Source organism: Rhizobium sp. 9140 (assembly GCF_900067135.1).
GTDB lineage: Bacteria > Pseudomonadota > Alphaproteobacteria > Rhizobiales > Rhizobiaceae > Ferranicluibacter.
Genome location: NZ_FJUR01000001.1, coordinates 3,195,265 through 3,220,330, shown reverse-complemented (window position 1 = coordinate 3,220,330; position 25,066 = coordinate 3,195,265). Strand labels below are relative to the sequence as shown.

General features: G+C 62.5%; 22 protein-coding genes and 1 pseudogene. 13 read left to right on the top strand and 10 right to left on the bottom strand.

The genetic code is table 11. The features are described 5' to 3' along the window. Positions 1-90 precede the first annotated feature (90 nt). Positions 91-573 (top strand): class I SAM-dependent methyltransferase, encoded by a 483-nt coding sequence (locus tag GA0004734_RS15135; protein WP_092934991.1) that lies wholly within the window; start codon positions 91-93, stop codon positions 571-573. Here the strand turns inward: GA0004734_RS15135 and GA0004734_RS15130 are convergent. Further along, a pseudogene (locus tag GA0004734_RS15130) lies at positions 558-1,440 on the bottom strand (FkbM family methyltransferase). The gene GA0004734_RS15135 and the pseudogene GA0004734_RS15130 overlap by 16 nt on opposite strands. Before the next feature lie 240 nt (positions 1,441-1,680). On the opposite strand from GA0004734_RS15130, the gene GA0004734_RS15125 reads away from it, so the two are divergent. Beyond that, the gene (locus GA0004734_RS15125; RefSeq protein WP_092934989.1) at positions 1,681-2,079 is read left to right on the top strand and encodes a response regulator; all 399 of its coding nucleotides are present in this window, start codon (positions 1,681-1,683) and stop codon (positions 2,077-2,079) included. A 17-nt stretch (positions 2,080-2,096) separates the two neighbouring features. Here the strand turns inward: GA0004734_RS15125 and GA0004734_RS15120 are convergent, their stop codons facing one another. Then, positions 2,097-4,028: a PAS domain-containing sensor histidine kinase gene (locus GA0004734_RS15120; protein ID WP_175386394.1), complete on the bottom strand. Its 1,932-nt coding sequence runs from the start codon at positions 4,026-4,028 to the stop codon at positions 2,097-2,099. Between the two features lie 399 nt (positions 4,029-4,427). Between GA0004734_RS15120 and GA0004734_RS26020 the strand changes: the two genes are divergently transcribed. Next, positions 4,428-4,586, top strand: coding sequence for a hypothetical protein (locus GA0004734_RS26020; protein WP_175386393.1), 159 nt, complete (start codon positions 4,428-4,430; stop codon positions 4,584-4,586). 93 nt (positions 4,587-4,679) lie between these two features. On the opposite strand, the gene GA0004734_RS15115 is transcribed toward GA0004734_RS26020, so the two are convergent. Continuing rightward, positions 4,680-5,858 (bottom strand): aminotransferase, encoded by a 1,179-nt coding sequence (locus tag GA0004734_RS15115; RefSeq protein ID WP_092934985.1) that lies wholly within the window; start codon positions 5,856-5,858, stop codon positions 4,680-4,682. Positions 5,859-6,135: 277 nt separating this feature from the next. Between GA0004734_RS15115 and GA0004734_RS15110 the strand changes: the two genes are divergently transcribed. Continuing rightward, entirely contained in the window at positions 6,136-6,666 is a 531-nt protein-coding gene (locus tag GA0004734_RS15110; RefSeq protein ID WP_092936339.1) for a DUF3833 family protein, read from the top strand. 15 nt (positions 6,667-6,681) lie between these two features. Here GA0004734_RS15110 and GA0004734_RS15105 read toward each other — a convergent pair whose 3' ends face one another. Together GA0004734_RS15105 and GA0004734_RS15100 are read right to left on the bottom strand one after the other, a co-directional pair. Then, complete coding sequence (locus GA0004734_RS15105; RefSeq protein ID WP_092934983.1) at positions 6,682-8,271, bottom strand: VOC family protein; 1,590 nt, start codon at positions 8,269-8,271, stop codon at positions 6,682-6,684. Continuing rightward, positions 8,268-9,146 (bottom strand): SDR family NAD(P)-dependent oxidoreductase, encoded by an 879-nt coding sequence (locus GA0004734_RS15100; RefSeq protein WP_092934981.1) that lies wholly within the window; start codon positions 9,144-9,146, stop codon positions 8,268-8,270. Before GA0004734_RS15100 ends, GA0004734_RS15105 begins: the two co-directional genes overlap by 4 nt. 202 nt (positions 9,147-9,348) lie before the next feature. On the opposite strand from GA0004734_RS15100, the gene GA0004734_RS15095 reads away from it, so the two are divergent. Further along, a complete protein-coding gene (locus GA0004734_RS15095; RefSeq protein ID WP_092934979.1) occupies positions 9,349-10,104 on the top strand; it encodes a Crp/Fnr family transcriptional regulator in 756 nt (251 codons plus the stop codon). Between the two features lie 12 nt (positions 10,105-10,116). On the opposite strand, the gene GA0004734_RS26015 is transcribed toward GA0004734_RS15095, so the two are convergent. After that, a complete protein-coding gene (locus GA0004734_RS26015; RefSeq protein WP_175386391.1) occupies positions 10,117-10,284 on the bottom strand; it encodes a hypothetical protein in 168 nt (55 codons plus the stop codon). 302 nt (positions 10,285-10,586) lie between these two features. Here GA0004734_RS26015 and GA0004734_RS15090 point away from each other — a divergent pair, with 302 nt between their 5' ends. After that, complete coding sequence (locus GA0004734_RS15090) at positions 10,587-10,991, top strand: response regulator (protein WP_280949496.1); 405 nt, start codon at positions 10,587-10,589, stop codon at positions 10,989-10,991. Here the strand turns inward: GA0004734_RS15090 and GA0004734_RS15085 are convergent. After that, complete coding sequence (locus GA0004734_RS15085) at positions 10,975-12,003, bottom strand: DUF2793 domain-containing protein (RefSeq protein ID WP_175386389.1); 1,029 nt, start codon at positions 12,001-12,003, stop codon at positions 10,975-10,977. The two genes, GA0004734_RS15090 and GA0004734_RS15085, sit on opposite strands and share 17 nt — an antisense overlap. Positions 12,004-12,175: 172 nt before the next feature. Next, a complete protein-coding gene (gene cysQ / locus GA0004734_RS15080; RefSeq protein ID WP_092934975.1) occupies positions 12,176-12,952 on the bottom strand; it encodes a 3'(2'),5'-bisphosphate nucleotidase CysQ in 777 nt (258 codons plus the stop codon). Between the two features lie 474 nt (positions 12,953-13,426). On the opposite strand from cysQ, the gene GA0004734_RS15075 reads away from it, so the two are divergent. The 6 genes from GA0004734_RS15075 to GA0004734_RS15050 all read left to right on the top strand — a co-directional run bounded on the left by GA0004734_RS15075 (position 13,427) and on the right by GA0004734_RS15050 (position 18,979). Then, a complete protein-coding gene (locus tag GA0004734_RS15075) occupies positions 13,427-14,329 on the top strand; it encodes a branched-chain amino acid ABC transporter permease (RefSeq protein ID WP_092934973.1) in 903 nt (300 codons plus the stop codon). Between the two features lie 4 nt (positions 14,330-14,333). After that, positions 14,334-15,737, top strand: a complete 1,404-nt coding sequence (gene livM / locus GA0004734_RS15070) for a high-affinity branched-chain amino acid ABC transporter permease LivM (protein WP_092934971.1) — start codon at positions 14,334-14,336, stop codon at positions 15,735-15,737. Then, positions 15,737-16,645 carry an ABC transporter ATP-binding protein gene (locus GA0004734_RS15065; protein WP_092934969.1) on the top strand — a complete coding sequence of 303 codons (909 nt, stop codon included), beginning with the start codon at positions 15,737-15,739 and terminating at the stop codon, positions 16,643-16,645. The genes livM and GA0004734_RS15065 overlap by 1 nt, the downstream gene beginning before the upstream one ends. Beyond that, positions 16,642-17,364, top strand: coding sequence for an ABC transporter ATP-binding protein (locus GA0004734_RS15060; protein ID WP_092934967.1), 723 nt, complete (start codon positions 16,642-16,644; stop codon positions 17,362-17,364). The genes GA0004734_RS15065 and GA0004734_RS15060 overlap by 4 nt, the downstream gene beginning before the upstream one ends. Before the next feature lie 39 nt (positions 17,365-17,403). Beyond that, positions 17,404-17,748 carry a DUF6867 family protein gene (locus GA0004734_RS15055; RefSeq protein WP_092934966.1) on the top strand — a complete coding sequence of 115 codons (345 nt, stop codon included), beginning with the start codon at positions 17,404-17,406 and terminating at the stop codon, positions 17,746-17,748. Positions 17,749-17,860: 112 nt separating this feature from the next. Next, on the top strand, positions 17,861-18,979 hold the full coding sequence (locus GA0004734_RS15050; RefSeq protein WP_092934964.1) for a branched-chain amino acid ABC transporter substrate-binding protein: 1,119 nt from the start codon (positions 17,861-17,863) through the stop codon (positions 18,977-18,979). Positions 18,980-19,071: 92 nt separating this feature from the next. On the opposite strand, the gene GA0004734_RS15045 is transcribed toward GA0004734_RS15050, so the two are convergent. After that, positions 19,072-19,986, bottom strand: coding sequence for a response regulator transcription factor (locus GA0004734_RS15045; protein ID WP_092934962.1), 915 nt, complete (start codon positions 19,984-19,986; stop codon positions 19,072-19,074). Next, positions 19,983-23,378, bottom strand: a complete 3,396-nt coding sequence (locus tag GA0004734_RS15040) for a hybrid sensor histidine kinase/response regulator (protein ID WP_092936337.1) — start codon at positions 23,376-23,378, stop codon at positions 19,983-19,985. Before GA0004734_RS15040 ends, GA0004734_RS15045 begins: the two co-directional genes overlap by 4 nt. Positions 23,379-23,651: 273 nt before the next feature. Here GA0004734_RS15040 and urtA point away from each other — a divergent pair, with 273 nt between their 5' ends. After that, positions 23,652-24,941, top strand: a complete 1,290-nt coding sequence (urtA, locus tag GA0004734_RS15035) for an urea ABC transporter substrate-binding protein (RefSeq protein WP_092934960.1) — start codon at positions 23,652-23,654, stop codon at positions 24,939-24,941. Positions 24,942-25,066 lie beyond the last annotated feature (125 nt).

Genomic DNA, 25,066 nt, shown 5'->3' with positions numbered 1-25,066 from the left:
GAATGACTTTTGCGTGCGGCGCCGTGCGATGTTGCCTGTCGGGTGGCGGGCACCCTATAGAGGGCGCTCACAGCAACGGGAAGCGCCTTCATGAGTCGTCTCGACAGCTTCATCGCCCGCCTGCAGGCGCAGCGCGCCATCCTCAACCATATCCGCGATGACATGGCGCTTCCGGGCACGGGCGCAGTGCTCGAAATCGGGCTTGGAAACGGCCGCACCTACGATCATATCCGCGAGATCTTCCCCGGCCGTCGCATCATCGCCTTCGATCGGGCGGTGGGGTCGCATCCCAAATCGACGCCGGATGAAGGCGACCTGGTGCTCGGCGAAATCTCGGAGACGCTGAAGAGCGTGGGGGGCATGGGGGTGGCGTTCGCCCATGCCGATATCGGCACGGCCTATCCCGAGGTGGATGCGGAAACGAAACGCTGGTTGCCGCCAGCGCTTGCCGACGCGCTGGCCTCCGGCGGCATCGTCGCCAGCGGCCTGCCGCTCGACCATTCCGACCTCGCGCCTCTGCCGGTCCCAGAGGGGATCGACCCCAGGCGCTACTATCTCTATCGCCGCCGCTGAACCGCCTCGGGCAGCAGCAGCAGGTCGAACTGGTCCGCGTCGAGGGGGATGTCGGCGAGCGCCATTTCGGGCATGTCGGTTTCGGTGAAGACGATGCAGCGGGAATAGAAGGTGCCGAGCCATTTTGCGAAAACGCGGGCCTGATCGCGGCCGTAGAAGACCGGCGAGAACTCGAGATAGAACGGCGTCTGGCGCTCAAGAAGCGGGATCATCGAGCGGGCGGCGACCGGCTCGTAGCCCTCGATATCCATAAAGATCAGCGACACGCCATCGGCTGCGATGTCCGCGTCCGCGAGGATCTCCATCACGGGGCGCACCGGCACGCTGATCTGCCGGTCGCGCGGGCTCTGGCGCGTCGCGCTGCTCTTGCCGTGATTGTCGGGGTGCTGGAAGAAGTCGATCGTGCCTGCGGTCTCGCCGGCTGCGCAGGGGATGGCGGTAATCCGGTCTTCCAACCCGTTCTGGCGGATGTTCTCTGTGAGCAGCGCGTAGTTGCGCGGATCGGCCTCTACCGTCACGATGTGTGGAATATCGCTGCCAAGGGCGAAATAGAGCGTTTGCGTGCCGATATTGCCGCCGACCTCCAGCAAGGCGCCCGAGAGGTCGATATTCCGCTCCCGCAGGACAGCGAGAAGGCGGACGACGTGTTCGCGCTCGAACTGGCCCTTCCGGTAGATCTTGCGACCGATATAGTCATGCGGCGAAAACGTCATGACGTGATCGCCGCAATCCGCCGTCATGGTAAGAACGCGGGGGGCTGATGCACTGGACCAGCAGTTCCCGTCCGTAGCGGGTGGCAAAGGCGCGGCGGGCAAGCCTGTTGCGCAGCTTGCGGACACGGCGCTTCCACCGTTTCAAAACCGGCATGACGTCATTGAGGGGCATGCGCCACCTTTCCCGGTCGATCGCGTTGCGCGGGTTACATCACAGGCGCGGGCGGAAAAAAAGAGCGTTTGAAAGAGTTTCTTCGGGCGCAATGATATGGAACTTTTGGCGTCCTGCCGCATTCATGAGCGTCTCCGTCTTCCTCCCGGGGCAATTGGAGCCGTCTGTTCGGATCTGTAAAGGGGAGCGACAAGGCACTTTCGGTGAAGTGGGCGTTCGATAATGAGTTGTAATATCATGGTGGTCGAGGACGAGATGTTCGTTGCGACCGAGATCGAGTACGTTGTCGAGGAACTGGGTTACCGGCCTGTCGGCATCGCTGCCGATACGGCATCGGCAATCAAGCTCGGCCCGCTTGCCGATATCGCCCTCGTCGATCTCAACCTGCGCGATGGCGCCACGGGCCGCGATATCGGCCGGATGCTTGCCGAACGTCACGGCATGACCGTTCTCTTCATGACCGCCAACCCCTCGCAAGTCGGCGAAGCGTTTCCGGGTGCCGTCGGCGTGCTGCCGAAGCCGGTGGCGGAGGAGGACCTGAAAGCGGCCGTTCGCTATACGGTTGCGTTGCGCGAAGCGCGGCAGGCACATGCACCCGCACGTCTTCGTGTTTTTGCCTGAGGCAAGCGGCCTGTCGCCTACCGGCGCCCGAGGCGCCCGCTGCGGGTCAATGCGCTCAACGGTATCGACGCCTCGATCCGCAAACCATCCGGTTCCCAAAAACGCTCCAACTGTCCTTCCAACTGGCCTTCTGCGCTGATCTTCATCAGCCGCGACCCGAAACCGTCCTTCTCCGGCGCGGAAATGACGGCGCCCGGAACCTTTTCCTTCCAGCTTAAATGATAGGTCTCGCCATCGATACGTCCGGTGATCTCGACCCGACCATCTGCCGTTGAGAGGGCTCCGTATTTCGCAGAGTTGGTGCCGAGCTCGTGGAGAAGCAGGGCCAGAGGCGTGGCCGCGCTGTCGGCAATGGCGGTGTCGTCGCCGTGCAGTCCAATCGCACTTCTACCTTCTTCGCCCCAATAGGGCTCGAGCAGCCGTGCCAGAAGGTTGAACAACGTCGTGTCCGGCATGGTCGGGCGCGACGCCTCGCTGTGCGGACGCACGAAATCATGCGCGCGGCCCATGGCGTCGATGCGCTTGCGCAATTGTTCGGCAAAACCCCGGGCCTGCGGCTCGGAACGTGCGGACAGGCTGATGATGCCGCTCAGCACCGAGAAGATGTTCTTGATCCGGTGGCTGAGTTCGTGTGCCACGACCTCGCGCTCCGCCTGCGCCATTTTGGCGTCGTGAATGTCGGTGCAGGTGCCGTACCAGCGCGTGATCCGCCCCTCGGCATCGCGGATGGGCAGAGCGCGTCCGAGCACCCAGCGGTAGGACCCGCTATGATGGCGCAGCCGATATTCGATCTGGTAGGGATCTCCGGTCTCCAGGCTGTGGCGCCAGACTGCCCAGGCACGGTCCTGATCTTCCGGGTGGAAGATGCCGCTCCAGCCTGCTCCGTCGGTCGAGCCGGGTGGTGCGCCGGTGAACTCGTACCATCGGGCATTGTAGTAGTCGTGGAAGCCGTCGGGCCGCGTCGACCACACCATCTGCGGCATGGTGTCGGCCAGCGTGCGGAACCCGGTTTCCGACTGCGCATAGGCCTCCGTCACCTCCTTTTGCGCGGAAATATCGACGGCGATGCCGGGAAAGCGGATGCAGGTTCCGTGTTCGAGCAGCGGCTGCCCCTCGGCCAGAACCCAGCGCACGGACCCGTCCGTCTGGACGAGCCTGTATTCGATCGAAAGCTTCTCGCCCGACCTCATGACGTCTTGCAGGACGTCTGACACACGCTCGGCATCGTCGGGGTGAATGGCGGCGGTGAAGCCGGAGATCGGCACGCCGTCCGTCGCCGCAGCCTTGGGATCGACGCCATAGAGGGAGGCGAATCTGTCGTCGGCGTAGACACGGTCGGCGACGACATCCCAGTCCCAGATGCCGACGACACCGGAGGCCTGCAGGGCGAGCGACAGCTTTTCGCGACTGCGCAGAAGCGCCTGCTCGGCCTCCACAGCTTTCGTCGTTTCCACGACGACCGCGAGCACGCCGTTGATGGCGCCGTCATCGTCGAAGACGGGGCTGTAGTCGAGATCGAACCAGACGCGTTCCGGCGCGCCGCTGCGGTTCAGCGTCATTTCCATATCGGCGTAGGAAAAGCACGCGCCACTGAGCACGCCATCGATGATGGTGCGGTTGAAATCTGCGACCTCGGGCCAACATGCTATGGCCGACATGCCGAAACATGTCGGATGGCGGCCGCCGGCGATGGCGGCATAACCGGCATTGTAGATCATGATGCCATCCGGACCCAGCAGCAACGTCATGGCGACCGGCGACGACAGGACGGTGCGGACAAGGCTCGTCAACGATGCCGGCCATTTCGCGCGCGCGCCGAGCGGCGTCTGGCTCCAATCCCGGCTTTCGAGGAGCGCTGCAATCTCGCTCCGGGATGTCGCGACCGTCGTCCAGCGCTTGCCAGACACAGGCGGCGTATCGACGGTTTCTGGCGGGAGAGAACTCTGCATGGGGCATCTCGAAGTGGGTTCGGTCGCTCCTCGCATCCCGGGAGCATCCTAGGGGAGAGATATAGGTAAAACCGCCCGAAAGTCATCTTTTTCATAATGCTATGACGGGTTGGACGAGAGGATTTTCGGCCCTTGTGAGCGCGTCCGGACGGTGCACAGCCCGCCGTCTCCGGTGCGACCATTGCCGGACTGGACAAATGATAGGGTGGCCGGGAACCATGAAGGAGCGTTGACGTTATGGCTGCGATGGTCTCCGAGAGAAAAGTAGAAAATTCCGAAAACGATCGGTGCCATGGAATATATTATCTATGAAATCGGTGGAAATTCACGAATTTAGACGCAGAGCCGATCGCGGTCGACCTTGCGAAATGTGAACGCGGCTCGCTTATTCTGGAGGATATGATGCGAACGTCGAAACAGGTCCTGCACGGTCCCCACGCCCGATATTCCAATGCCGCATCGACGGCCACCCTGCCGAGCTTTCATGCCGTGCTCCGCACGCTGACGCTGGTTGCGGCCTTCGCCTTCATCGGCGCATGTGTCTTCGGAGCGATCTGAGCGCTCCTTCTTCTCCGACATTGCAAAACCGGATCGTGGCGACAAGCTGAGGTCCGGTTTTGTCGTTCTGGAACGGTCAAATGCCTTTCGACGTCAAATGCCGGGCAGCTTGAAGTCCTCAAGGCGCTGGCGCAGGAGGCCGATGGTCTCGACATCGGCATTCGCAAAGGCGAAGCGCAGGAAGCCTTCCTGGATCTCGCCGAAATAATCGCCGGGGAGGCAGACGACGCCGGCAAGCGTCGCGAGCTTGCCCGCAACGAATTCGGCGCTGATGTCGGGGTAGGGGTGGCGGACATAGGCGAAGTAGGCGCCGATGGATTCGAGCCTCCAGCCATCGAGGCCAGCCATCACGGCCTGCATGGCCGCGCTCCGTCGGCCGATTTCCAGACGGTTCTCATCACGCCAGTCGGCAAGCGCCGGGATTGCCTTGACCAGTGCGATCTGGCCGGCGCGGGGCGGGCAGATCTGCAGGTTGTCCATGATCTTGGCGATCTGGTGGACCGTCTGCATGCCGCAGGTGATGGCGCCGATCCGGTGGCCCGGGATGCAATAGGATTTTGAAAAGCTGTAGAGGCTGACGAAGTGGTTCTGCCAGCCTTCGACCGAGAAGATGCCATGCGGCGGCTCGGCCGTGTCGGCCAGGAAGTCGCGGTAGGTCTCGTCGAGGATCAGCCAGATGTCGTTGCGGCGGCAGAGGTCGAAGATATCGGTAAGGAGGGCGGGAGGGTAGACGGCGCCCGTCGGATTGTTCGGCGAAACCAAAGCCAGCGCCTTGACGCCCGCATGCAGCGACGCCTCGATGGAATCGAGATCCGGAATGAAGCCGCTTGCTGCATCGCAGGGCACGATATCGACATTGATGCCGAGCATCGACAGCGTCGTCTCGTGGTTGAAGTAATAGGGGTTGGTCATCAGGACCGTATCGCCGGCACCGGCAAGCGCGATGACGGTGGCGACGAAGGCCTGATTGCAGCCGGCGGTGATCTGAACGTTGCGGCCGGTGAGCGGCGCGCCGTAAAGTGCTGCGACATGTGTGCCATAGGCGGTGCGCAGGGGGATTTCTCCCTCGATCGGCCCATAGCCGGCTGCCTGTTTGGAGGCCGCGGCTTCGCCGAGCCACGCCAGCATGTCGGGATGCGGCGGGTAGCCGGGCACCGCCTGGCTGAGGTCGAGCAACGGGCCGCGCCTTCCATCATAGCTCTTGGCCCAGGCGGCAACCGAGGGGACGGGCGGCGGCGACAGCCGGGCGACCAGCGGATTGAATTTCGGCATGGGTTCGTTCCTGTGAGGGACGCTGGTCCGGAGGTTGGGAGGCCGCCGCGGATCAGCGTCGAAAGAGATTGCGCTTGAGGATTCAGGGAGAATGGTGGCCGATTTGCGCCGGAAGGGGGTTCGTCCGAACGTAAGACGATTTCCCGGATATTTCCAGAAGCCGTTCCAGGATAAAAGGGCTACGATGGTTTCGTGGCCAGGTGATGTTTTGCCGGTGTCGTGGAAAACCGTTCTGTCGAAAGATCCGTATCGTCTCCATGACAGAATGGAGATCATCATGAAGATTGCATCGACCGCCGTTTTCGCCGCCAGCCTCACAGCAGCCCTCCTGTCTGTATCCAGCAGCGCCTTTGCCCAGACCGCGGACGGTATGCGGGAGACCGTCATGGAGCGCTTCTTCCGGGGGCAGACACAGGCCCAGGGAACCTTTCGCGCTATCAATGGCACACGGCGGGACCTCGATATCGCGCTGCGGGGAACGGTGACGAAAACCGGGCTGACGCTGCGGGAAGACATCCGCTACGACGACGGACAGAAGGAGCGCAAGACCTGGCATTTCCTCCGTACCGGCCCTGCGACCTATAGCGGAACGCGCGAAGACGTCATCGGCGGCACCACGGTGCGGGTGGATGGAAATGTCGTGCGGTTCAACTATCTCGTGGATCTCGACCCCGGTCCGAAACAGGATATCTACCGCTTCTTCGATACGCTGACGTTTTCGCGCGACGGCAAGACCATGTCGAACACGGCGGTGGTGTGGAAGACGATCCTGCCCGTCGCCCGGGTCAAGATCGACTTCCGCAAATAGCCGATATGGCGCTCGCTACAGCGCCTGGTGCGCCGGGAGCGCACGCAGCCAACTGGCGATCGTGCCTGCATCCTCCGGTGAGAGTTCATGCCCGGCCGACAGCATGACGACGGTCGTTTCGGCACCGGCGCCTGCCAGCGCGGCCACCTGCGCCGGGCGATAGGCGTCGAAACTGTCGTCGGCTCCCGAGACGATCAGCACCTCTGTGCCGGAGAGATCGGCCGGCGGTATCGTTTCCAGAGGCATCATGCTGCGCAAGAGGACGGCCCGGCGGATGAGGCCCGGCTGCAGGAACAGCGTCGCGGCGATCAGGTTCGCGCCGTTGGAATAGCCGAGAAACGTCGCGCGCCCGAGATCGATGCCATAGCCGGATGCCGCTCCTTCGATGAAGGCAGCGAGGGCTTCCGCTTCGTTTGCGATATCGGCCTGATCGAATGTCGTGGCGCCGAGGCGCCGGTAGAAACGCGGCGCACCTTCCTCGAGGCTGCGACCGCGAAGGGCGACGAGCAGCGCGTTCGGCGCCGCCTTGCGCGCGAGCGGCAGGAGGCTCAACTCGTTGGCGCCGCTGCCATGCAGCAGAAACAGCGTGGTGCCGTCCGGCTCGGCCGGTTGGTGCAGGCGGTGGACGAAGGGCAGTTCGCGGGCAGCGAAACGCTCCTCGCCGGGAAGGCCGAACTGGGGCAAGAGGACGGTTATGTCCTCGTCTGGCCCGTTCTCGCTCTGTCCGGGGACGAAAAGCCGGGTACCCAGAGTGGGTTCATCCTCGTCGATCGTCATGCCCGGCCCGTCGGTCGCGACCTCTATAAGACTGCCGCCGGGTTCGCGGACGTAGAGCGAGAAGAAATAGGTGCGGTCATGCGCGGGCGTGGGGCCGGCATCCTCCGCGCCGAGGCGATCCCTGAGAGCCTTCACGGCTTTGCGGTCGGGCGCGCGCACGGCAATGTGGTCTATCGTGCCGGTGCCGGGGGCGGATGTCCAGAAACCGGTGGCGTCGCGAACGTCGATGACGTCGCCTGCATCCGAACGCAGACGCTCGATCGTTTCGGTTCTTTCGGCCGACCGGAAGCCGGTGTGACGTTCGAGGAAGGTGGCTGTTTCCACAGGTCGGCTGGTGAGGATGGTGGCGCCGCGCAGCGCGCGGATCGCATCTTCCGGCGGGATGCCGGGGGTATAGGCGGGCTCGACGCCCGCAATATCCGTCGTCCCCACCAGCTTGACGATGACGCCGTCCGGGTCCTTCAGGCGCAGCACGGGCTCGCCGAATTCCGGCGCCGGGCCGGAAACGGGCACGAGGTAGCGCAGGGCGCGTTGAAGCCAGAAGCCGATCGACCCGGGGGCGATGGCGAAGGCGATCTCGCTCGGCTGGCCTTCGCCGACACGGCCGGGTCCGCCGTCTTCCCAGACGAGGAAGGTAACGAGCGAACCGGGCGTGCCGATGCGGTCGCCATAAAGCAGGTGCAACTGGGCTGTATCCTCGAACCCCGCCGTCCGCTTGACGAGGCGCAGGCCAAGGAAGCCGACGTAGAAATCGACATTCGCCTGCACCTTGCGCGTGATGAGCGTGATGTGGTGGAGGCCGCTGGTGCCTTTGGGGATCGCGGTCATGCAGGGTCGCCCGACTGCCGCGGACGGTCCTGGGTCAGATAGGTGCGGAAGGCTTCGGCATGGTCGGGGTGCCAGCGGGAGAGGGGCGGGCGGTTTTCCACGATATCGCCGGCAGCCCACAGAATACGCTTCTCGTCAAGGTCCCGGCTGACATCATTGTCAGGGCAGAGGATGTAGAAGTCGCCGTGCGCGATGCTGTCCATCATGAAGTCCACCGTCTGCTCCGGGGTCCACGCGGCATCCGGCTTTTCCGTGCGGCCGTTGGCGGTCAGGCCGGTATAGACGAAGCCGGGGATGAGGAGATGGGACGCAATGCGGCACCCGGCGGTGTTGCGCAACTCGTGCTCGAGCGCTTCCGAGAAAGCTTTGACGCCGGCTTTTGCTACGTTATAGGCCGGATCTCCCGGCGGCGTGGTGATGCCCTGCTTGGAGCCGGTGTTGATGATGAGGCCGGGTTCGCCATGCGCGATCATGCCGGGGCCGAAGACCCGCGTGCCGTTGATGACGCCGCCGAGATTGACAGCCATCACGCGCTCCCAGTTTTCCAGCGCACCGAAGAGCGTGCTGCCGGGCTGGATCCCGGCATTGTTCATGAGCACGTTGACCTTGCCGAACCGCTCGATGACCTCTTCCTGCAGGGCTTCAAGCGCTTCCAGCTCCGAAACATCCGTCGCGCAGGCGAGAACGCCCTCTGCGCCCTGCGCGGAAACCTCCGCAACCGACCGTGCGGCGTCGATCAGACGCTCGCCCTTGCGGTCGGCCAGCACGACCTTCATGCCGAGGGATGCGAAGCGGTGGGCGGCGGCAAGGCCGATGCCGGAGGCGGCTCCGGTGACGACGGCAACGGCATTGGCGGCGAAGGCGGCATGTGTCATGGTCGGTCCGAACTCTGCGGCCCCATTTATGAGGCGTGCGGTTAGCAAATTTAATAGTGTCGCCCGCGAAACTAGGTAAGGAGAAGGCTCAAGTCCATCCTCTTGGCGCTCCCCGCCTTGCCCTTATCCTCCAGCGCCAGACTGCCTCGCCGAGCGTGCTCTTCCGCTCCCGTCATCCATCCGTCTCCCTCTTCGAGTCCCTATGTATCCCCCGAGAACGCGCAATAGCCGGCAGACGCCGTGCGAACAATGTCCCCTGCGTCACCTGCCGACCTTCCGCGAATTTCAGCCTGAGGAGCTTGCATTTGTGTCGCACTTCAAGACCGGCGAACTGTCGGTGGATGCGGGAACCACGGTGCTGAGCGAAGGAAGCCACAGCGCGCATCTGTTCACCGTGCTGTCCGGCTGGGGCTTTCGCTACAAGATGCTCGGCGATGGCCGCCGGCAAATTCTGAATTACATCATGCCGGGCGATCTCGTCGGCCTGCAAGGGAGTCTGATGGGGGAGATGAAGCATTCGGTGGAGGCGCTGTCAGCGCTGACGCTCTGCGTGTTCGAGCGCGAGCGCCTCGGGCAGGTCTATCGCAACCATCCCGATCTCGCTTTCGACGTGACCTGGATCGCCTCGCAGGAAGAACGGATTCTCGATGAACACCTATTGAGCATCGGACGGCGTACGGCGCTGGAGCGAGCAGCCTATCTGCTGTCGTTCCTTTCGCAAAGGGCGGGGGTGTCGAACCTTTTCAGAGGCGAGCGCGTCTCTATCCCGCTCACACAGCAGCATGTTGCCGATACGTTGGGGCTCTCGATCGTTCACACGAACAAGACGCTGAAAAAACTTGCCGAGCGCAACCTTATTCGCTGGGCGGATCGCGGGTGCGACGTGCTGGACGCCGAAGGGCTGATGCGTGTTGCGGACTGGGACGGCCTGGAAGCCGTCCGGCGTCCGTTTATCTGACGGATATCGGGCCTAGACGCTTGGTACCGATGCCGGGCGCGCTGGTAGCCGTTTCTGGAAGAAGGCGCGGATACGATCGGCAAAGCTCTGATGCTCCTCGACGATCAGAGTATCGCCGTCATCATGGCCGAACACGCTTCGTGCTGCTTGTTCCAGTCTTTCGATATCGCTGGCTGTCATGATTTCCTCCCTTTTGTTCTCCCGAAAACCAGAATGCTCCCGAAGCGTTAAAAGTTCCAGTCCAACATAAGGGCTCTCGAAAATATGCTGCTGTTTTTCCCATTCCTGGTGCTATTCCCAGGGGTATCTTGATGGTAGCGTAATGCCTGCCGTTACCGCCTCCAACCTTCGCTATGTCTTATTTAAATGTGACCCTGCGTGATAAGCACTAGTGTTGAATTCGAGGACGTCGAATCATATTTATGTTGGGCGACTTGAAGCCTCTGTAAGATCGGATCCTGGTGCTGCGTTTGGAAACACTCTTGTCAATCAAACGTGTCCTCGTCCTGGAAGACAATTTCATCATCGCGATGGAAGCCGAGGATATTCTGCGCACGCTGGGCGTCGAGACCGTCGATATCGCAACGAATGTCGCGCAGGCCAAACAGCTTGTCGATGAGCATGCGTTCGACTTCGCGCTCCTCGACGTCAATCTGGGTAGCGAGACGAGCTTCGATTTCGCCAACATTCTCGTGTCCCGTGATACGCCGTTCGGTTTCGTCAGCGGCTATGGCGAAAGCGCCATGTTCCCCGGCAGCCACCGGGACCGGCCACGCATCACCAAGCCCTTCAACGAGACGTCGATGAGCCAGTTGCTCGCCTCCGTGTCGGCTGTGGGAGATGCCGGCGCGGAACCCGCCGAAGTCTCTTCTAAAGCATCGCGATAAGCACTTCCGTCCGGTCTTCGCCGAAGGTGAAGGTGGCGCTGCCCGTATGGGACAATGTTACCGGATCCCCTGCCGTCATGGCTGCAAGGCCTGTGACCATAGTCGCATGTCGGGCTGACGGGCCTGAAAACGCACGCAGGGTGGCCACGGCTTGCGTTCCCGCCTTTACGGCAAGGGAAAAGGCGCCGCTCGGCTCGACCTCCGCTTTGAGCGTGACCAGATAGATCCCCGTTGCCGGCACGATAAGGCTCTTGCCGCCGCCAGCCGCCGTCGCCCCAAGCGCGAAGCCGCCTTGAGAGAGCGGCATTGTCGCAAAGCCGCTTTCGCTGCCATTCGCAGGCGTTGCCGTGCCCACCGGCGTGCTCGCGCGGGCGATGGGCCTCTGCGGCAGGTGAACGCGGCCGGCTGCGTCCACGCTCAAGGCCTCCTGCCAGGACGTGCCGTCGGGGCTGGTCTTAATCGCGAAGGTCTCCGTACCGTTCAGGCCTATTTCCGCCCGACCGGACCAGCCGCTCTGAAAGAGGAGGCTGGCCGTGTCGTCGGGCGATGCCTTGTTGATCTTCAGCTGATGGCCGTGACCGGCATGGCTGAGCAACGTTGCATCTGCCGACACAGCGAGGCGATTGACCTCGTCGGCGGTCGCGTTGATACCCAGCCGCTCAAGACCGGCCGTGGCATCGTAGACGCGGAAGGCCGTCCCGTCATGGATGTACAGCCGGAAGTCGCTCGCAAAGACGGCCCGCCAGCCGGGGCGGGGCGTGACGAAGGTCCATGCGCCATCCTGCCGTACGGCGATCTTGCCGGCCTTGCCGGTCCATTCGTCCGTTGGCAAAGGCGCGATCTCGTAGCAAGCGCCTTCGCCGGGATTCACAGGGGGATGCGCCAGACGCGCGGCGATCACGAGTTGCGTCACGGCATCCAGCCGCTGCAGCGCCTCATTGTGCGTGACATGCTTCTGCGCCTGCGATGGCAGGATGTAAGGCATTTCGAGGTTGGGGGTCATCTCGCTCATCGGCATCTCCTGTCAGGGGGTGCCGGTAGTGTGCGCGCGGTAAAGGGGGCGGGGAACCGCAGGGAGGTGCGGCGCTGTTTTGATGGGCCTTTTGCGGATTTCTTTCCCCGCGGCGTCAGAGCATGCGGGGGGCGAACGAAGCGGCGCCCCATGCTTTGAGTCGCAACGAGCGTCAGGCCCGGCCGCGGGAGACGAAATGCGGATTGGCGAAGTCCACATCGTCGGTCTGGTTGCGCTTGCCGTAGAAGAGCGGGTTGCCATCCATGGTCACGGTTTCCCCGCCGGCCGCGCGCAGCACGGCATCGCCGGCTGCCGTGTCCCATTCCATCGTGCGGCTGAGGCGCGGATAGATGTCGGCGAGACCTTCCGCGAGAAGGCAGAATTTCAGCGAGGAGCCGACCGACTCGTAATCGGTGACGCCGTGTTCGGCGAGGTAGGCGATGGTCTCCGCGCTGTTGTGCGAGCGGCTGGCGAGTGCGACGATGCGGTCGCCGCGCTGGCGACAGCCGATGACAGTGGGGGTGCCGATATCCGTCTGGCCGGACACGACGGACTTGCGGGCCTGGTTGCGCTCCGCTGCATAGAGGATACCGAGGGCCGGCGCGTAGACCACGCCCAGCGTCGGCGCGCCCTGTTCGATCAGCGCGATATTGACCGTGAAGTCGTGATTGCGGCCGACGAATTCCTTCGTGCCATCCAGCGGATCGACAAGGAAAAAAGCGCGTCCGTCGATATCGGGAACGAGGCCCGCCGAAGCGGCTTCTTCCGCAACCACGGGAATGCCGGGAAAGGCACCCTGAAGATGCCGCAGGATGATGCGTTCCGCGCTTTCGTCCGCATCCGTAACCGGCGATGCATCCTCCTTGTAACGGACCTCCGCACCCACATTATAGACGTCGATGACTGCCCGCCCGGCCTCTACCGCCGCCCTCTCCAACACGTCCAACATTGCGCTCGCCGCGCTCCTTTTCGGTCTGGCGGTGGCCTCGCGTCCCGGCGCCCACCGCGTTATCACCACAACCTTACAGGGTTCTGCCGCATTCGTCAGGCAAATCCCTGTGACCGGGCGTTACAATTCGTGGTGTTGTGGGCCGAGCCTTACGAGCACGATTTTGTAGTCGCGTCACGCGCATCGCGCGTTTCGTTAGCAAATTCAGTTTGATGACCTGAGAGCAGTAAGGCTCGATGCCCTTGCCAACATGCTGATATGCATAAAATGTAAGCGCCGACTGCTTCCCATTCAGCCGATTGCCGAGGAAACTGCCAGAAATTTTCTGAATGGAAAAGAATCTGTTGGGTGCCTTCTTTTTGTGCTTTTCTTTTCGACCGAAAACAGTATGGAATCCCCGCAAACGTCGGGTCCTCAATGGACTGCAGAACAAGAGGCCGGACCCGCCAAGGGATCTGGTCCAGGGGAAAATAGATGGTGTATTTCGTCCAACAGCTCGTCAACGGGCTGACTCTTGGATCTATCTACGGCATGATAGCCATCGGCTATACGATGGTTTACGGCATTATCGGCATGATTAACTTCGCCCATGGCGATATCTTCATGCTGGGCAGTTTCGCGGCCCTCATCGTCTTCCTGATTCTCACGACCCTGTTTGCCGGCATCCCCGTCGTCCTCGCTCTCCTGGTGATGATGATCGTGGCCATGCTGCTGGCGGGTCTGTGGAACTGGACGATCGAGCGGATTGCCTACCGGCCGTTGCGCGGATCGTTCCGGCTTGCGCCGCTGATCACCGCCATCGGCATGTCGATCGCGCTGTCCAACTTCATCCAGGTCGTGCAGGGGCCGCGCAACAAGCCGATCCCGCCGCTGGTCAATTCCAACTTTCAGGTGCTCGGCATTTCGATCTCGCTGAAGCAGATCGTGATCATCGTCGTCACCGCCGTGCTGCTGACCATCTTCTGGTACATCGTCAACAAGACGCCGCTCGGTCGGGCGCAGCGTGCTACCGAGCAGGACCGCAAGATGGCGGCACTGCTTGGCATCGACGTCGATCGCACGATCTCCATCACCTTCATTATGGGTGCTGCGCTCGCTGCCGTCGCCGGTACGATGTATCTGATGTATTACGGCGTCGCCGTCTTCACCGATGGATTTATTCCCGGTGTGAAGGCCTTTACGGCGGCCGTTCTGGGCGGCATCGGCTCGCTGCCGGGCGCCGTTCTCGGCGGCATCCTCATCGGCCTCATCGAAAGCCTGTGGTCGGCCTATTTCTCCATCGCCTACAAGGACGTCGCAACCTTCGTCATCCTCGCGGTCGTTCTGATTTTCAAGCCGACCGGCATTCTCGGCCGGCCCGAAGTGGAGAAGGTATAAGTCCATGGCGAACATGTCCTCTCCCGTCTCAGAACCACATGCCGAGCCCAGCGTCATGGCGCGTGCTCTTAAGGAAGCCTTCTTCGCAGGCCTCGTCTCGCTCGGCCTCTTCTGCCTCTTCGTCGGCGTCGAGACCTACCAGAACATCAACAATGAGCTCGTCTGGCGCATGCGCTGGGGCCTGCTCGCGGTCTTTGTCGGCGTCGCTGCCGTCGGTCGCTTCCTCAACGTCGCCTTCATCCGGCCGACGCTCGACAAGCGCAAGCTTGCGAAAGCCAAGAGCGGCATCCTCGACGTGTCCGAGGACAAGGGGTTTTTCCACCGCCACTTCCTCAAGATCGCGCTGATCGCGCTGCTGATCTATCCGCCGGTGTCGGTCATGCTGCGCGGCGTTCAGGGTTCGCTGCTGCTGGTCGACAATTTCGGCATTCAGATCCTGATCTACGTGATGCTGGCCTGGGGCCTCAACATCGTGGTCGGCCTCGCAGGCCTGCTCGATCTCGGCTATGTCGCCTTCTACGCGGTCGGCGCCTATTCCTACGCGCTGCTGTCCACCCATTTCGGCCTCTCCTTCTGGGTGCTCCTGCCGCTGGCAGGCATCTTTGCGGCGCTGTGGGGCATCATTCTCGGCTTTCCTGTCCTGCGCCTGCGGGGCGACTATCTCGCCATCGTGACGCTCGCCTTCGGTGAGATCATCCGCCTCGTGCTGATCAATTGGACGGAAGTGACCAAGGGCACCTTCGGGATCTCGGGCATCGCCAAGGCGTCGATCTTCGGCATCTGGTCGTTCGACGTCGGCTCGCCGTCGAACTTCGCCAAGGTCTTCGGCCTGCCGATGTCGTCGGCCTACTACAAGATCTTCCTGTTCTACGTGATCCTGCTGCTCTGCATGCTCACGGCCTATGTTACCATTCGCCTGCGCCGCATGCCGATCGGCCGTGCGTGGGAAGCGCTGCGTGAGGACGAGATCGCCTGCCGCTCGCTCGGTATCAACACGGTCACGACCAAGCTGACCGCCTTTGCCACGGGCGCCATGTTCGGCGGTTTCGCCGGCTCGTTCTTCGCCGCCCGCCAGGGCTTCGTTTCGCCGGAAAGCTTCGTGTTCATCGAGTCCGCTGTCATCCTCGCCATCGTCGTTCTCGGCGGCATGGGCTCGCTCACCGGCATCGCGATTGCAGCCGTGGTCATGGTCGGCGGCACGGAACTGCTGCGGGAAATGAACTTCCTCAAGGTCGTCTTCGGCCCTGAGTTTACCCCGGAACTCTATCGCATGCTGATCTTCGGTCTCGCCATGGTGGTCGTGATGCTGTTCAAGCCGCGTGGCTTCGTCGGTTCCCGCGCACCATCGGCCTTCCTCCACACCCGGAAGAACGTGTCGGGAAGCTTTACCAAGGAAGGGCACGGCTGATGGTTACGGGAACGGCGACGACAATGTCCAAGGATCCAATCCTCAAGGTCGAACATCTCTCCATGCGCTTCGGCGGTCTGATGGCCATCAACGACTTCTCGTTCGAAGCCACGCGCGGCGAGATCACCGCCCTCATCGGCCCGAACGGGGCCGGCAAGACCACCGTGTTCAACTGCATCACCGGCTTCTACAAGCCGACCATGGGCATGATCACGATGCGGCAGAAGGGCGGCAAGGAGTTCCTGCTGGAGCGCCTGCCGGACTTCGAGATCACCAAGCGGGCGAAGGTCGCCCGTACCTTCCAGAACATTCGCCTGTTCTCGGGTCTGACGGTGCTGGAAAACCTGCTGGTCGCCCAGCACAATGCGCTGATGCGGGCATCCGGCTACACCATTCTCGGCCTCTTCGGCTTCCCGGCCTACAAGAAGGCGTCGCTGGCCAGCATCGAGCTTGCAAAATACTGGCTCGACAAGGCATCGCTGACCGACCGGGCCGACGATCCGGCCGGCGATCTTCCCTATGGTGCCCAGCGCCGGCTGGAAATCGCCCGCGCCATGTGCACGCAGCCGGAGCTTCTGTGCCTGGACGAGCCCGCAGCGGGTCTCAACCCGCGCGAGTCGCTGGCGCTCAACACGCTGCTGCGCGATATCCGCACCGACACCGGCACGTCGATCCTGCTGATCGAGCACGATATGTCGGTGGTCATGGAAATCTCCGATCACGTCGTCGTGCTGGAATACGGACAGAAGATCTCGGACGGCAATCCGCAGTTCGTACAGAACGACCCGAAGGTCATTGCGGCCTATCTCGGCGTCGAGGATGATGAGGTCGACGAGGTGATCGCGGAAGTGGAAGAGGTTGCGGCAACGGTCGGTCATGGTGCCGGCAGCACGGGAGAGCGCCCATGAGCCCGCTGCTTCACGTCAAGAACGTCGAGACCTATTACGGCAATATCCGGGCGCTCGGCGGCGTCGATGTCGTTGTGGAACCCGGCGAGATCGTCTGCATGATCGGTGCGAACGGCGCCGGCAAGTCGACGCTGATGATGACCATCTGCGGCAGTCCGCAGGCGCGAACCGGCTCCGTCATCTTCGATGGTCAGGACATCACCCGCATGCCGACCCACGAGATCGCCCGGCTGCGCATCGCCCAGTCGCCCGAGGGCCGGCGCATCTTTCCGCGCATGACGGTCTATGAGAACCTTCAGATGGGCGCGAGCCTCGACAACCTCAAATATTTCAACGAGGATATCGAGAAGATCTTCACGCTGTTTCCGCGGCTGAAGGAGCGCCAGTCGCAGCGCGGCGGCACGCTTTCGGGCGGCGAGCAGCAGATGCTGTCCATCGGCCGCGCGCTGATGGCCCGCCCCAAGCTCCTGCTTCTCGACGAGCCGTCGCTCGGTCTCGCGCCGCTGATCGTCAAGGGCATTTTCGCGGCAATCAAGAAGCTGAACGAGGAAGAGGGGCTGACCGTGTTCCTCGTCGAGCAGAACGCGTTCGCCGCGCTCAAGCTGTCGCATCGCGGCTACGTGATGGTCAACGGACAGGTGACGATGAGCGGCGGCGGCCGGGAATTGCTGGCCAATCCGGAAGTGCGCGCCGCCTATCTCGAAGGCGGGCACCATTGAGCGCCGCTTCCCTCATCCCTTCCATCGGGAGTTTCTGACATGCAGGGCATTCTTCACGAAGAGCCTTCGATCCTTCAGTTCATGCTGATCACCTGTGTGCTCGGCGGCTGGAGCGCCTGGCGCACGGGCAAGAGCGTCGCGGACGGCTGGCAGACCTATACGACCGTCGTGGTCTACACGCTGTTGCTCGGTCTCGGCATCCGTTTCGTGCATCACGCACTGTTCAACGGCACGATGTTCAGCCTGCACTACTACGTCGTGGACACGATCATTCTTTTGCTGTTTTCTACCGCTGGCTTCCGTTTCTACCGGACACGCCAAATGGTCAGCAGCTACTACTGGCTTTACGAGAAGGCATCACCGTTCTCGTGGAAGAATAAATAATAAGGGAACAGCCGCAGGTGCATCGCCTCGGCCACAACGAACACCGGCGCAGTCAGAGTGGGAACTGCGTTGGCTATGGCAACAGACCCGCTTGAAAATTGGGAGTTACAGGATGAAGAAGTCACTTTTGTCGGCTGTTGCGCTGACGGCGATGGTCGCGTTCAGCGGCCAGGCCTGGGCGGACATCACGATCGCTGTTGCCGGTCCGCTGACCGGCCCGAACGCCGCATTCGGCGCGCAGCTCCAGAAGGGTGCCGAGCAGGCAGCCGCTGACATCAACGCCGCCGGCGGCATCAACGGCGAGCAGATCAAGATCGTTCTCGGCGACGACGTGTCCGACCCGAAGCAGGGCATTTCGGTTGCCAACAAGTTCGTTGCCGACGGCGTGAAATACGTCATTGGTCACTTCAACTCGGGCGTTTCGATCCCTGCGTCGGAAGTGTACGCAGAAAACGGCATTCTCGAAATCACGCCGGCTGCAACCAACCCCGTCTTTACCGAGCGCGGCCTCTGGAACACGTTCCGCACCTGCGGCCGTGACGACCAGCAGGGCGGCGTTGCCGGCGCGTATCTTGCTGAAAAGTTCAAGGACGCCAAGGTCGCCGTCATTCATGACAAGACGCCTTACGGCCAGGGCCTTGCCGACGAAACCAAGAAGGCGATGAACGCTGCCGGCATGACGGAAGTCATGTACGAAGGCGTCAACACCGGCGACAAGGACTTCTCGGCCCTCATCGCCAAGATGAAGGAAGCCGGCGTTTCCGTGATCTACTGGGGTGGCCTCCACACCGAAGCCGGCCTGATCATCCGCCAGTCGGCAGACCAGGGCCTCAAGGCAACGCTCGTTTCGGGTGACGGCATCGTCTCCAACGAACTGGCCTCGATCGCCGGCGACGCCGTTGAAGGCACGCTCAACACCTTCGGCCCCGATCCGACGCTCCGCCCGGAGAACAAGGAACTGGTCGAGAAGTTCAAGACCGCCGGCTTCAACCCGGAAGCCTACACGCTCTACTCCTATGCCGCTCTGCAGACGATCGCAGAAGCTGCGAAGGCCGCCGGCTCGATCGATCCTGAAACCGTTGCCACCGCGATGAAGGAAAAGGGTCCGTTCAAGACCGTTCTCGGCGATATGTCGTTCGACGAAAAGGGCGACCCGAAGCTTCCCGGCTACGTCATGTACGAGTGGAAAAAAGGCCCGGACGGCAAGTACAGCTACTTCCCGCAGATGTAAGACATAACGGCTTCGGCCTTTGTGTTCGCAACGAGGAGAGCCCGGCCCTGTGCCGGGCTTTTCCGTGTTTTCCGGGTGTGATGAACAACCCCTCAACTCTGGCTCAGCGCATTCGTCGCCTTCACCGCGGCCGAAGCCCGGTTCTCGACGCCCAGCTTCACGTAGATCTGCTCGAGGTGTTTGTTGACGGTGCGGGCGGAGAGGCCGAGGATTTCGGCGATATCGCGGTTGGATTTGCCCTTGGCGATCCAGACGAGGACTTCCGCCTCGCGCATCGTCAGGGAGAAATGCCGGCGCAAGGCTTCCTCGTCGGTGGTCTGGCTCACGGCGGTGAGGCGGAACAGGTATTCGTCGCTGCCGACGGTGCCGAGAAAGGCGAGTTGCAGGACGGGGACACCGGCGCTCTCGATGACGAGGGGGGCGTCCTTGCCACTGGTGCGGTCGCGCAGGAAAAGGGCGATCTGGTCGGAGACGGCATCAAGCCCGTCCTCCGAGCCGATGGCGGTATCGACCAGTCGGGTCGCCTGCGGCGTCGACCAGTGCAGCGCGCCATTGCCGCGCACCGCGAGCAGATGCCGACCGGCCGCATCCAGCGCGACGCGGGCGCTCTGGGCGGAGCGGGCGTTGCCGAGGTGGACGCGGATGCGGGCGCGCAGCTCGTCGATATTGATGGGTTTGGAGAGGTAATCCACGCCGCCGGATTCGAGCGCGTGGACGATGTGCTCCGTCTCCGTCAACCCGGTCATGAAAATCACGGGAACGGGGGCGATGTCGGCAAGCGCCTTCAGCCGCCGGCAGGTATCGAATCCGTCCATCTCCGGCATGACGGCGTCCATCAGCACAATGTCGGGCGTGATCCTGGCGACGACCTTCAGGGCAGCCGGGCCGGAGGTGGCGATCAGCACGGAGAAGCCGGATTGCTCCAGCGCGTCGGTGAGGAAGCCGAGGGTTTCCGGGCTGTCATCGACGATCAACACGATATCGCGGGGGCGGGGTGCGTCGCTCACCGGTGGTCTCCTTCCGGCAACGGGTCGCTTCGGACGGCTGCTGTTTCGAGAAAGGTGGCGTAGCCGGCCATGTCGAAGGCCTGCACGTAGGCGCGGGCCGCCTCGGCAAAGGGCTGGTGGGCGGCGTCGCGCGCAAGCTCGGCGAGTTTTGCCTCGATGCCCCTGATATAGCCGATTTCGCCGAGCCGGATCAGTTCTTCGATATGCGATGCGTCAGGGACGAGTATAGGCCGGGGCGCTATGGGCTCGGCCGGCTGTGGGGAGTCGTCATGCGTCCACTCAAGGCCGAGATTGACGGCAATCTTGTCCTTGAGTTGCCGGATGACGAAAGGCTTGGCGAGCGTATCGTTGTGGCCAGTGTGCTGGCTGGCCAGACTGCCGTCCCCTATGTTGGCCGACAGCATGATGATGGGCGCGGTCTGCCCGTGCTCGCGCAGGCGCGAGACCAGCTGCCAGCCGCTCATGCCGGGCATGGAGATATCGACCAGAAAGAGATCGGGCTCGATGCCCTCGATGAGCGTCAAGCACTCGGCGCCGCCGATGGCTGTAAGAACAACGAAGTCGAGCGGGATCAATACCTCGCGCATCAGCTCCCGGTGATCCTCGTTGTCGTCCACGACGACGATGGTGCGGCGCGGGCCGGCATAGCCGGTCACGTCTCGCTGGGGTGTGGGAACGGCCGCAGGGCGGGCAACAGCCGACAGCATCAGCCGCACGCGGAAGGTCGAGCCCCTGTCGCGCTCGCTCGTGACCTGAATTTCGCCGCCCAGCGTTTCGGTCAGAAGCCGCGTGATCGTGAGGCCAAGGCCAAGGCCCGGCATGGGGCGGATGGTTTCGGCCTCGCCGCGCTGGAACGGCTCGAAAATGCGGGGGCGGTCGGCCTCGGAGATGCCGCGACCGGTGTCGGTCACGGTAAACGTCGCAACCTGACTGCGATAAGCCACTTCGAAGCGCACGACGCCGCGATCGGTAAATTTGACGGCGTTGGAAAGAAGATTGACGAGGATTTGTCGCAGGCGCTTTTCGTCTGTGCGGACATGCGTCGGCAGGCCGGGCGCCCTTACATGCTCGAAGGCGAGGCCCTTGGCCTGAGCCTGGGGACGGAACATATCGACGATCTGGTCGAGAAAGTCCTGAATATTGATCTCGTTGGAGAAAACCTGCAGCCGACCGGCCTCGATGCGGGAGATGTCGAGCAGGCCGTCGATGAGCCCCGAGAGATGGTCGGCGCTCCGCTTGATGACGCGGATGGCCGCTTGCCGGGGGGCGGGAATGGTCTCGTCACGCTCGAGGATCTGGGCATAGCCCATGACGGCGTTGAGCGGGGTGCGCAGCTCGTGGCTGAGGCCGACGACATAGCGGCTCTTGGCGCGGTTGGCGGCCTCGGCGGTTTCCTTTGCATATTGCAGCGCGGCGTCCGTCTTCTTGTGGGCGGCGATCTCCTTGAGAAGCAAGGTGTTCTGGCGGGACGATTCCTCCTCTGCCACGAGCCGGCTGTCATGGGCCAGCACATAGAACCAGCAGACCACGCCGGTGACGACGGTGAACACGAAGAAGACGATGCCGATGGTGCGGTTGATGACCTCGGCGGCAATGGGCGAGGCGGAACCGGTCTGGTAGGCGATCATGGCGAGGATGGCGCCGATGGCGGAGACGGCGATGACGACGGCGGTGGCATAGCGGCCGAGGCGACTGGCGAGTGCCGCGACGATGCGCTCGGGCAGTAGCCTGCGGGCGACGGCGGCGGTCTGTGCATTCACTCGCGCATGCGGCTTGCAGATATCGTGGCAGCGGCTGTCGAGCGAGCAGCAGAGCGAACAGATCGGCGCGGCATAGGCCGGGCAATAGGCCATGTCTTCGGGCTCGAATGGATGCTGGCAAATGGAACAGGTGATGGTGGCGCGCAGCTTCCAGTGCGCGCGCGGCTTGCGCGCGAGATAGTAGCGGCCGCGCGTGGCATAGGCGAGCGCGGGGGAGACGAGGAAGGCAATGAGCGTGACGTAAGTCGACAGCGATGCCATGACGGTGCCGAAAAGGCCGAAATGAGCGGCAAGGGCCACGCCGGCAGACGCGAACATGGCGCCGAGGCCGACCGGGTTGATGTCGTAGAGATGGGCGCGCTTGAACTCGATGCCATCAGGCGAGAGGCCGAGCGGCTTGTTGATGAAGAGATCGGCCGAGAGCGTGCAGAGCCAGGACATGGCGATGATGGAGAACACGCCGAGGGTGGCTTCGAGCAGCTTGTAGATGCCGAACTCCATGAGGAGGAGGGCAATGGCGACGTTGAACACCAGCCAGACGACGCGGCCGGGATGGCTGTGCGTCAGGCGGGAGAAGAAATTCGACCAGGCGAGCGAGCCCGCATAGGCATTCATCACGTTGATCTTCAGTTGCGAGACGACCACGAAGGCGGCCATGAGCACGAGGGCGGCCGTGTCGTTGGGGATCATGTAGCCGAAGGCTGCAAGATACATACGCGACGGGTCCGCAGCCTCGCCGGCAGGCACGCCGGTGGAGAGCGTGAGCACGGCGAGGAACGAGCCCGCGAGCAGCTTCGGCACGCCGACCACCACCCATCCGGGTCCCGCCAGAAAGACGGCGAGGCGATGCCGCCACTTCTTCATGCCTTCCGGCGGCAGGAAACGCAGAAAGTCCACCTGTTCGCCGATTTGCGGCATCAGCGCCAGGATAACCGCGGAGGCGGCGCCGAACTCGATCAGATCGAACGGCGTCGCGCCGCCGACCTGCGCATTCGAATGGGCGATGCCGGCGAAGGCACGCCAGAGATCGAACTTCTCCCAGTCCGAATAGGCGATGAAGACGAACGGCAGGATGTTGAGCACGATCCAGAAGGGCTGGGTGATCAGCTGGAAGCGCGAAATGAGCTGGACACCGTAGACGACGAGCGGAATGACCACGACGGCGCTGATGATGTAGCCGATCCAGAGCGGGATGCCGAAGGCGAGGTTCAGCGCGCCCGTCATGATCGATGCCTCGATGGCGAACAGCATGAAGGTGAAGCTGGCATAGATCAGCGAGGTGATGGTGGAGCCGATATAGCCGAAGCTCGCGCCGCGCGTGAGAAGGTCGATATCCACGCCGTGGCGGATGGCGTAGCGACTGATCGGCATGCCGATAAGGAGCATGGCGATGGCGGCGGCGAGGATGGCGTAGAATGCGTTCGTCGTGCCGTAGGAAAGGGTGATCGTGCCGCCGATCGCCTCCAGCGCGAGAAAGGAAATCGCGCCGATGGCGGTCTGGGAAATGCGGCTGGCCGAAAAGCGCCGGGCGCTTTTGGCCGTGAACCGCAGGGCATAATCCTCCAGCGTCTGGTCCGCGACCCAGCGATTATACTCGCGCCGGACCGGAATGATGCGCTGCCGGGCTGTCATTTCGAGGTTTTCATGGTGCGGAGCAACATCCTTGTCGGCAAGCGAGATCGCGGGAGGAAGGTCGCGACGGATCGGGGTTCGGTCGATCTTGAAGACAATGCGTCCCCCTGTCCAGACAGACCGCATGTTTCCGGCGGGAACGCACGCGGCATCTGCGGTTCCGACCTACGTCAATTGACGTATGTGCATTGCACAAGGGCTGGCGGATAGTCCCGTTGCGACCCGTTAACACTCCATAAGGAAACGGCGCCAAAGAACGAGAGGGGTTCTCCGATGTCATTCAAATCCCATACCTTAAGCGCATTTCTGGCCTGCGCCCTGGCAACCACGGCATTTTCTGCCGTCAACGCGGCTGACGACACCATCAAGGTCGGCGTTCTGCACTCGCTGTCCGGCACGATGGCCATTTCCGAGACGACGCTGAAAGACGCCATGCTGATGCTCATCGAGGAGCAGAACAAGAAGGGTGGCGTTCTCGGCAAGAAGCTCGAGGCCGTCGTCGTCGATCCCGCGTCCGACTGGCCGCTGTTTGCCGAAAAGGCGCGCGAACTGATCTCCGTCAACAAGGTCGCGGCCGTGTTCGGCTGCTGGACGTCCTCGTCGCGCAAGTCGGTCCTGCCGGTGTTCGAAGAGCTGAACTCCATTCTCTTCTACCCGGTCCAGTACGAGGGCGAAGAGTCCTCGCGCAACATCTTCTATACGGGCGCCGCTCCGAACCAGCAGGCCATCCCGGCTGTCGATTACCTGATCGCAAACGAAGGCGTCGAGCGCTTCGTGCTCGAAGGCACCGATTACGTCTATCCGCGCACGACCAACAAGATCCTGGAAGCCTACCTGATCGCCAAAGGCGTGGCCAAGGAAGACATCATCGTCAACTACACGCCGTTCGGCTTCTCCGACTGGCAGACGGAAGTTGCGAAGATCAAGGAATTCGGCTCGGCCGGCAAGAAGACGGCCGTCGTCTCCACCATCAACGGCGATGCCAACGTTCCCTTCTACAAGGAACTCGGCAACCAGGGCATCAAGGCCACCGATATTCCGGTCGTCGCCTTCTCGGTCGGTGAAGAAGAGCTTGCCGGTCTCGACACCAAGCCGCTCGTCGGTCACCTTGCTGCCTGGAACTACTTCCAGTCCGTCGATGCGCCTGCCAATGCCGAGTTCATCAAGCAGTGGCATGCCTATACGAAGAACGACAAGCGCGTGACGAACGATCCGATGGAAGCCGCCTATATCGGCTTCTCCGCCTGGGTGAAGGCCGTCGAGGCTGCCGGCACGACCGATACGGACGCCGTTCTCGACACGATCATCGGCACCTCGGTTCCCAACCTGTCGGGCGGCTACTCCACCGTCATGCCGAACCACCACATCACCAAGCCCGTGCTGATCGGCGAAATCCAGGGCGACGGCCAGTTCGAAATTGTCCAGCAGACCCCCCAGGTCGTCGGCGACGAGTGGTCGGACTTCCTGCCGGACTCGAAGGACCTGATCTCCGATTGGCGCAAGCCGATGTCCTGCGGCAACTTCAACGTTGCAACGGGCAAGTGCGGCGGCAAGGGTTCCTGATCTCCGCCTTCAGAGATTGTTTTTCCAGACGGATTTCATGAAGCACGCCTTTCCGGTGCGACCTTCGGGCCGCATCGCCAAAGTTTATTGCAGGATATTTTAGACGCCATCGTCTCCGTCCGGTT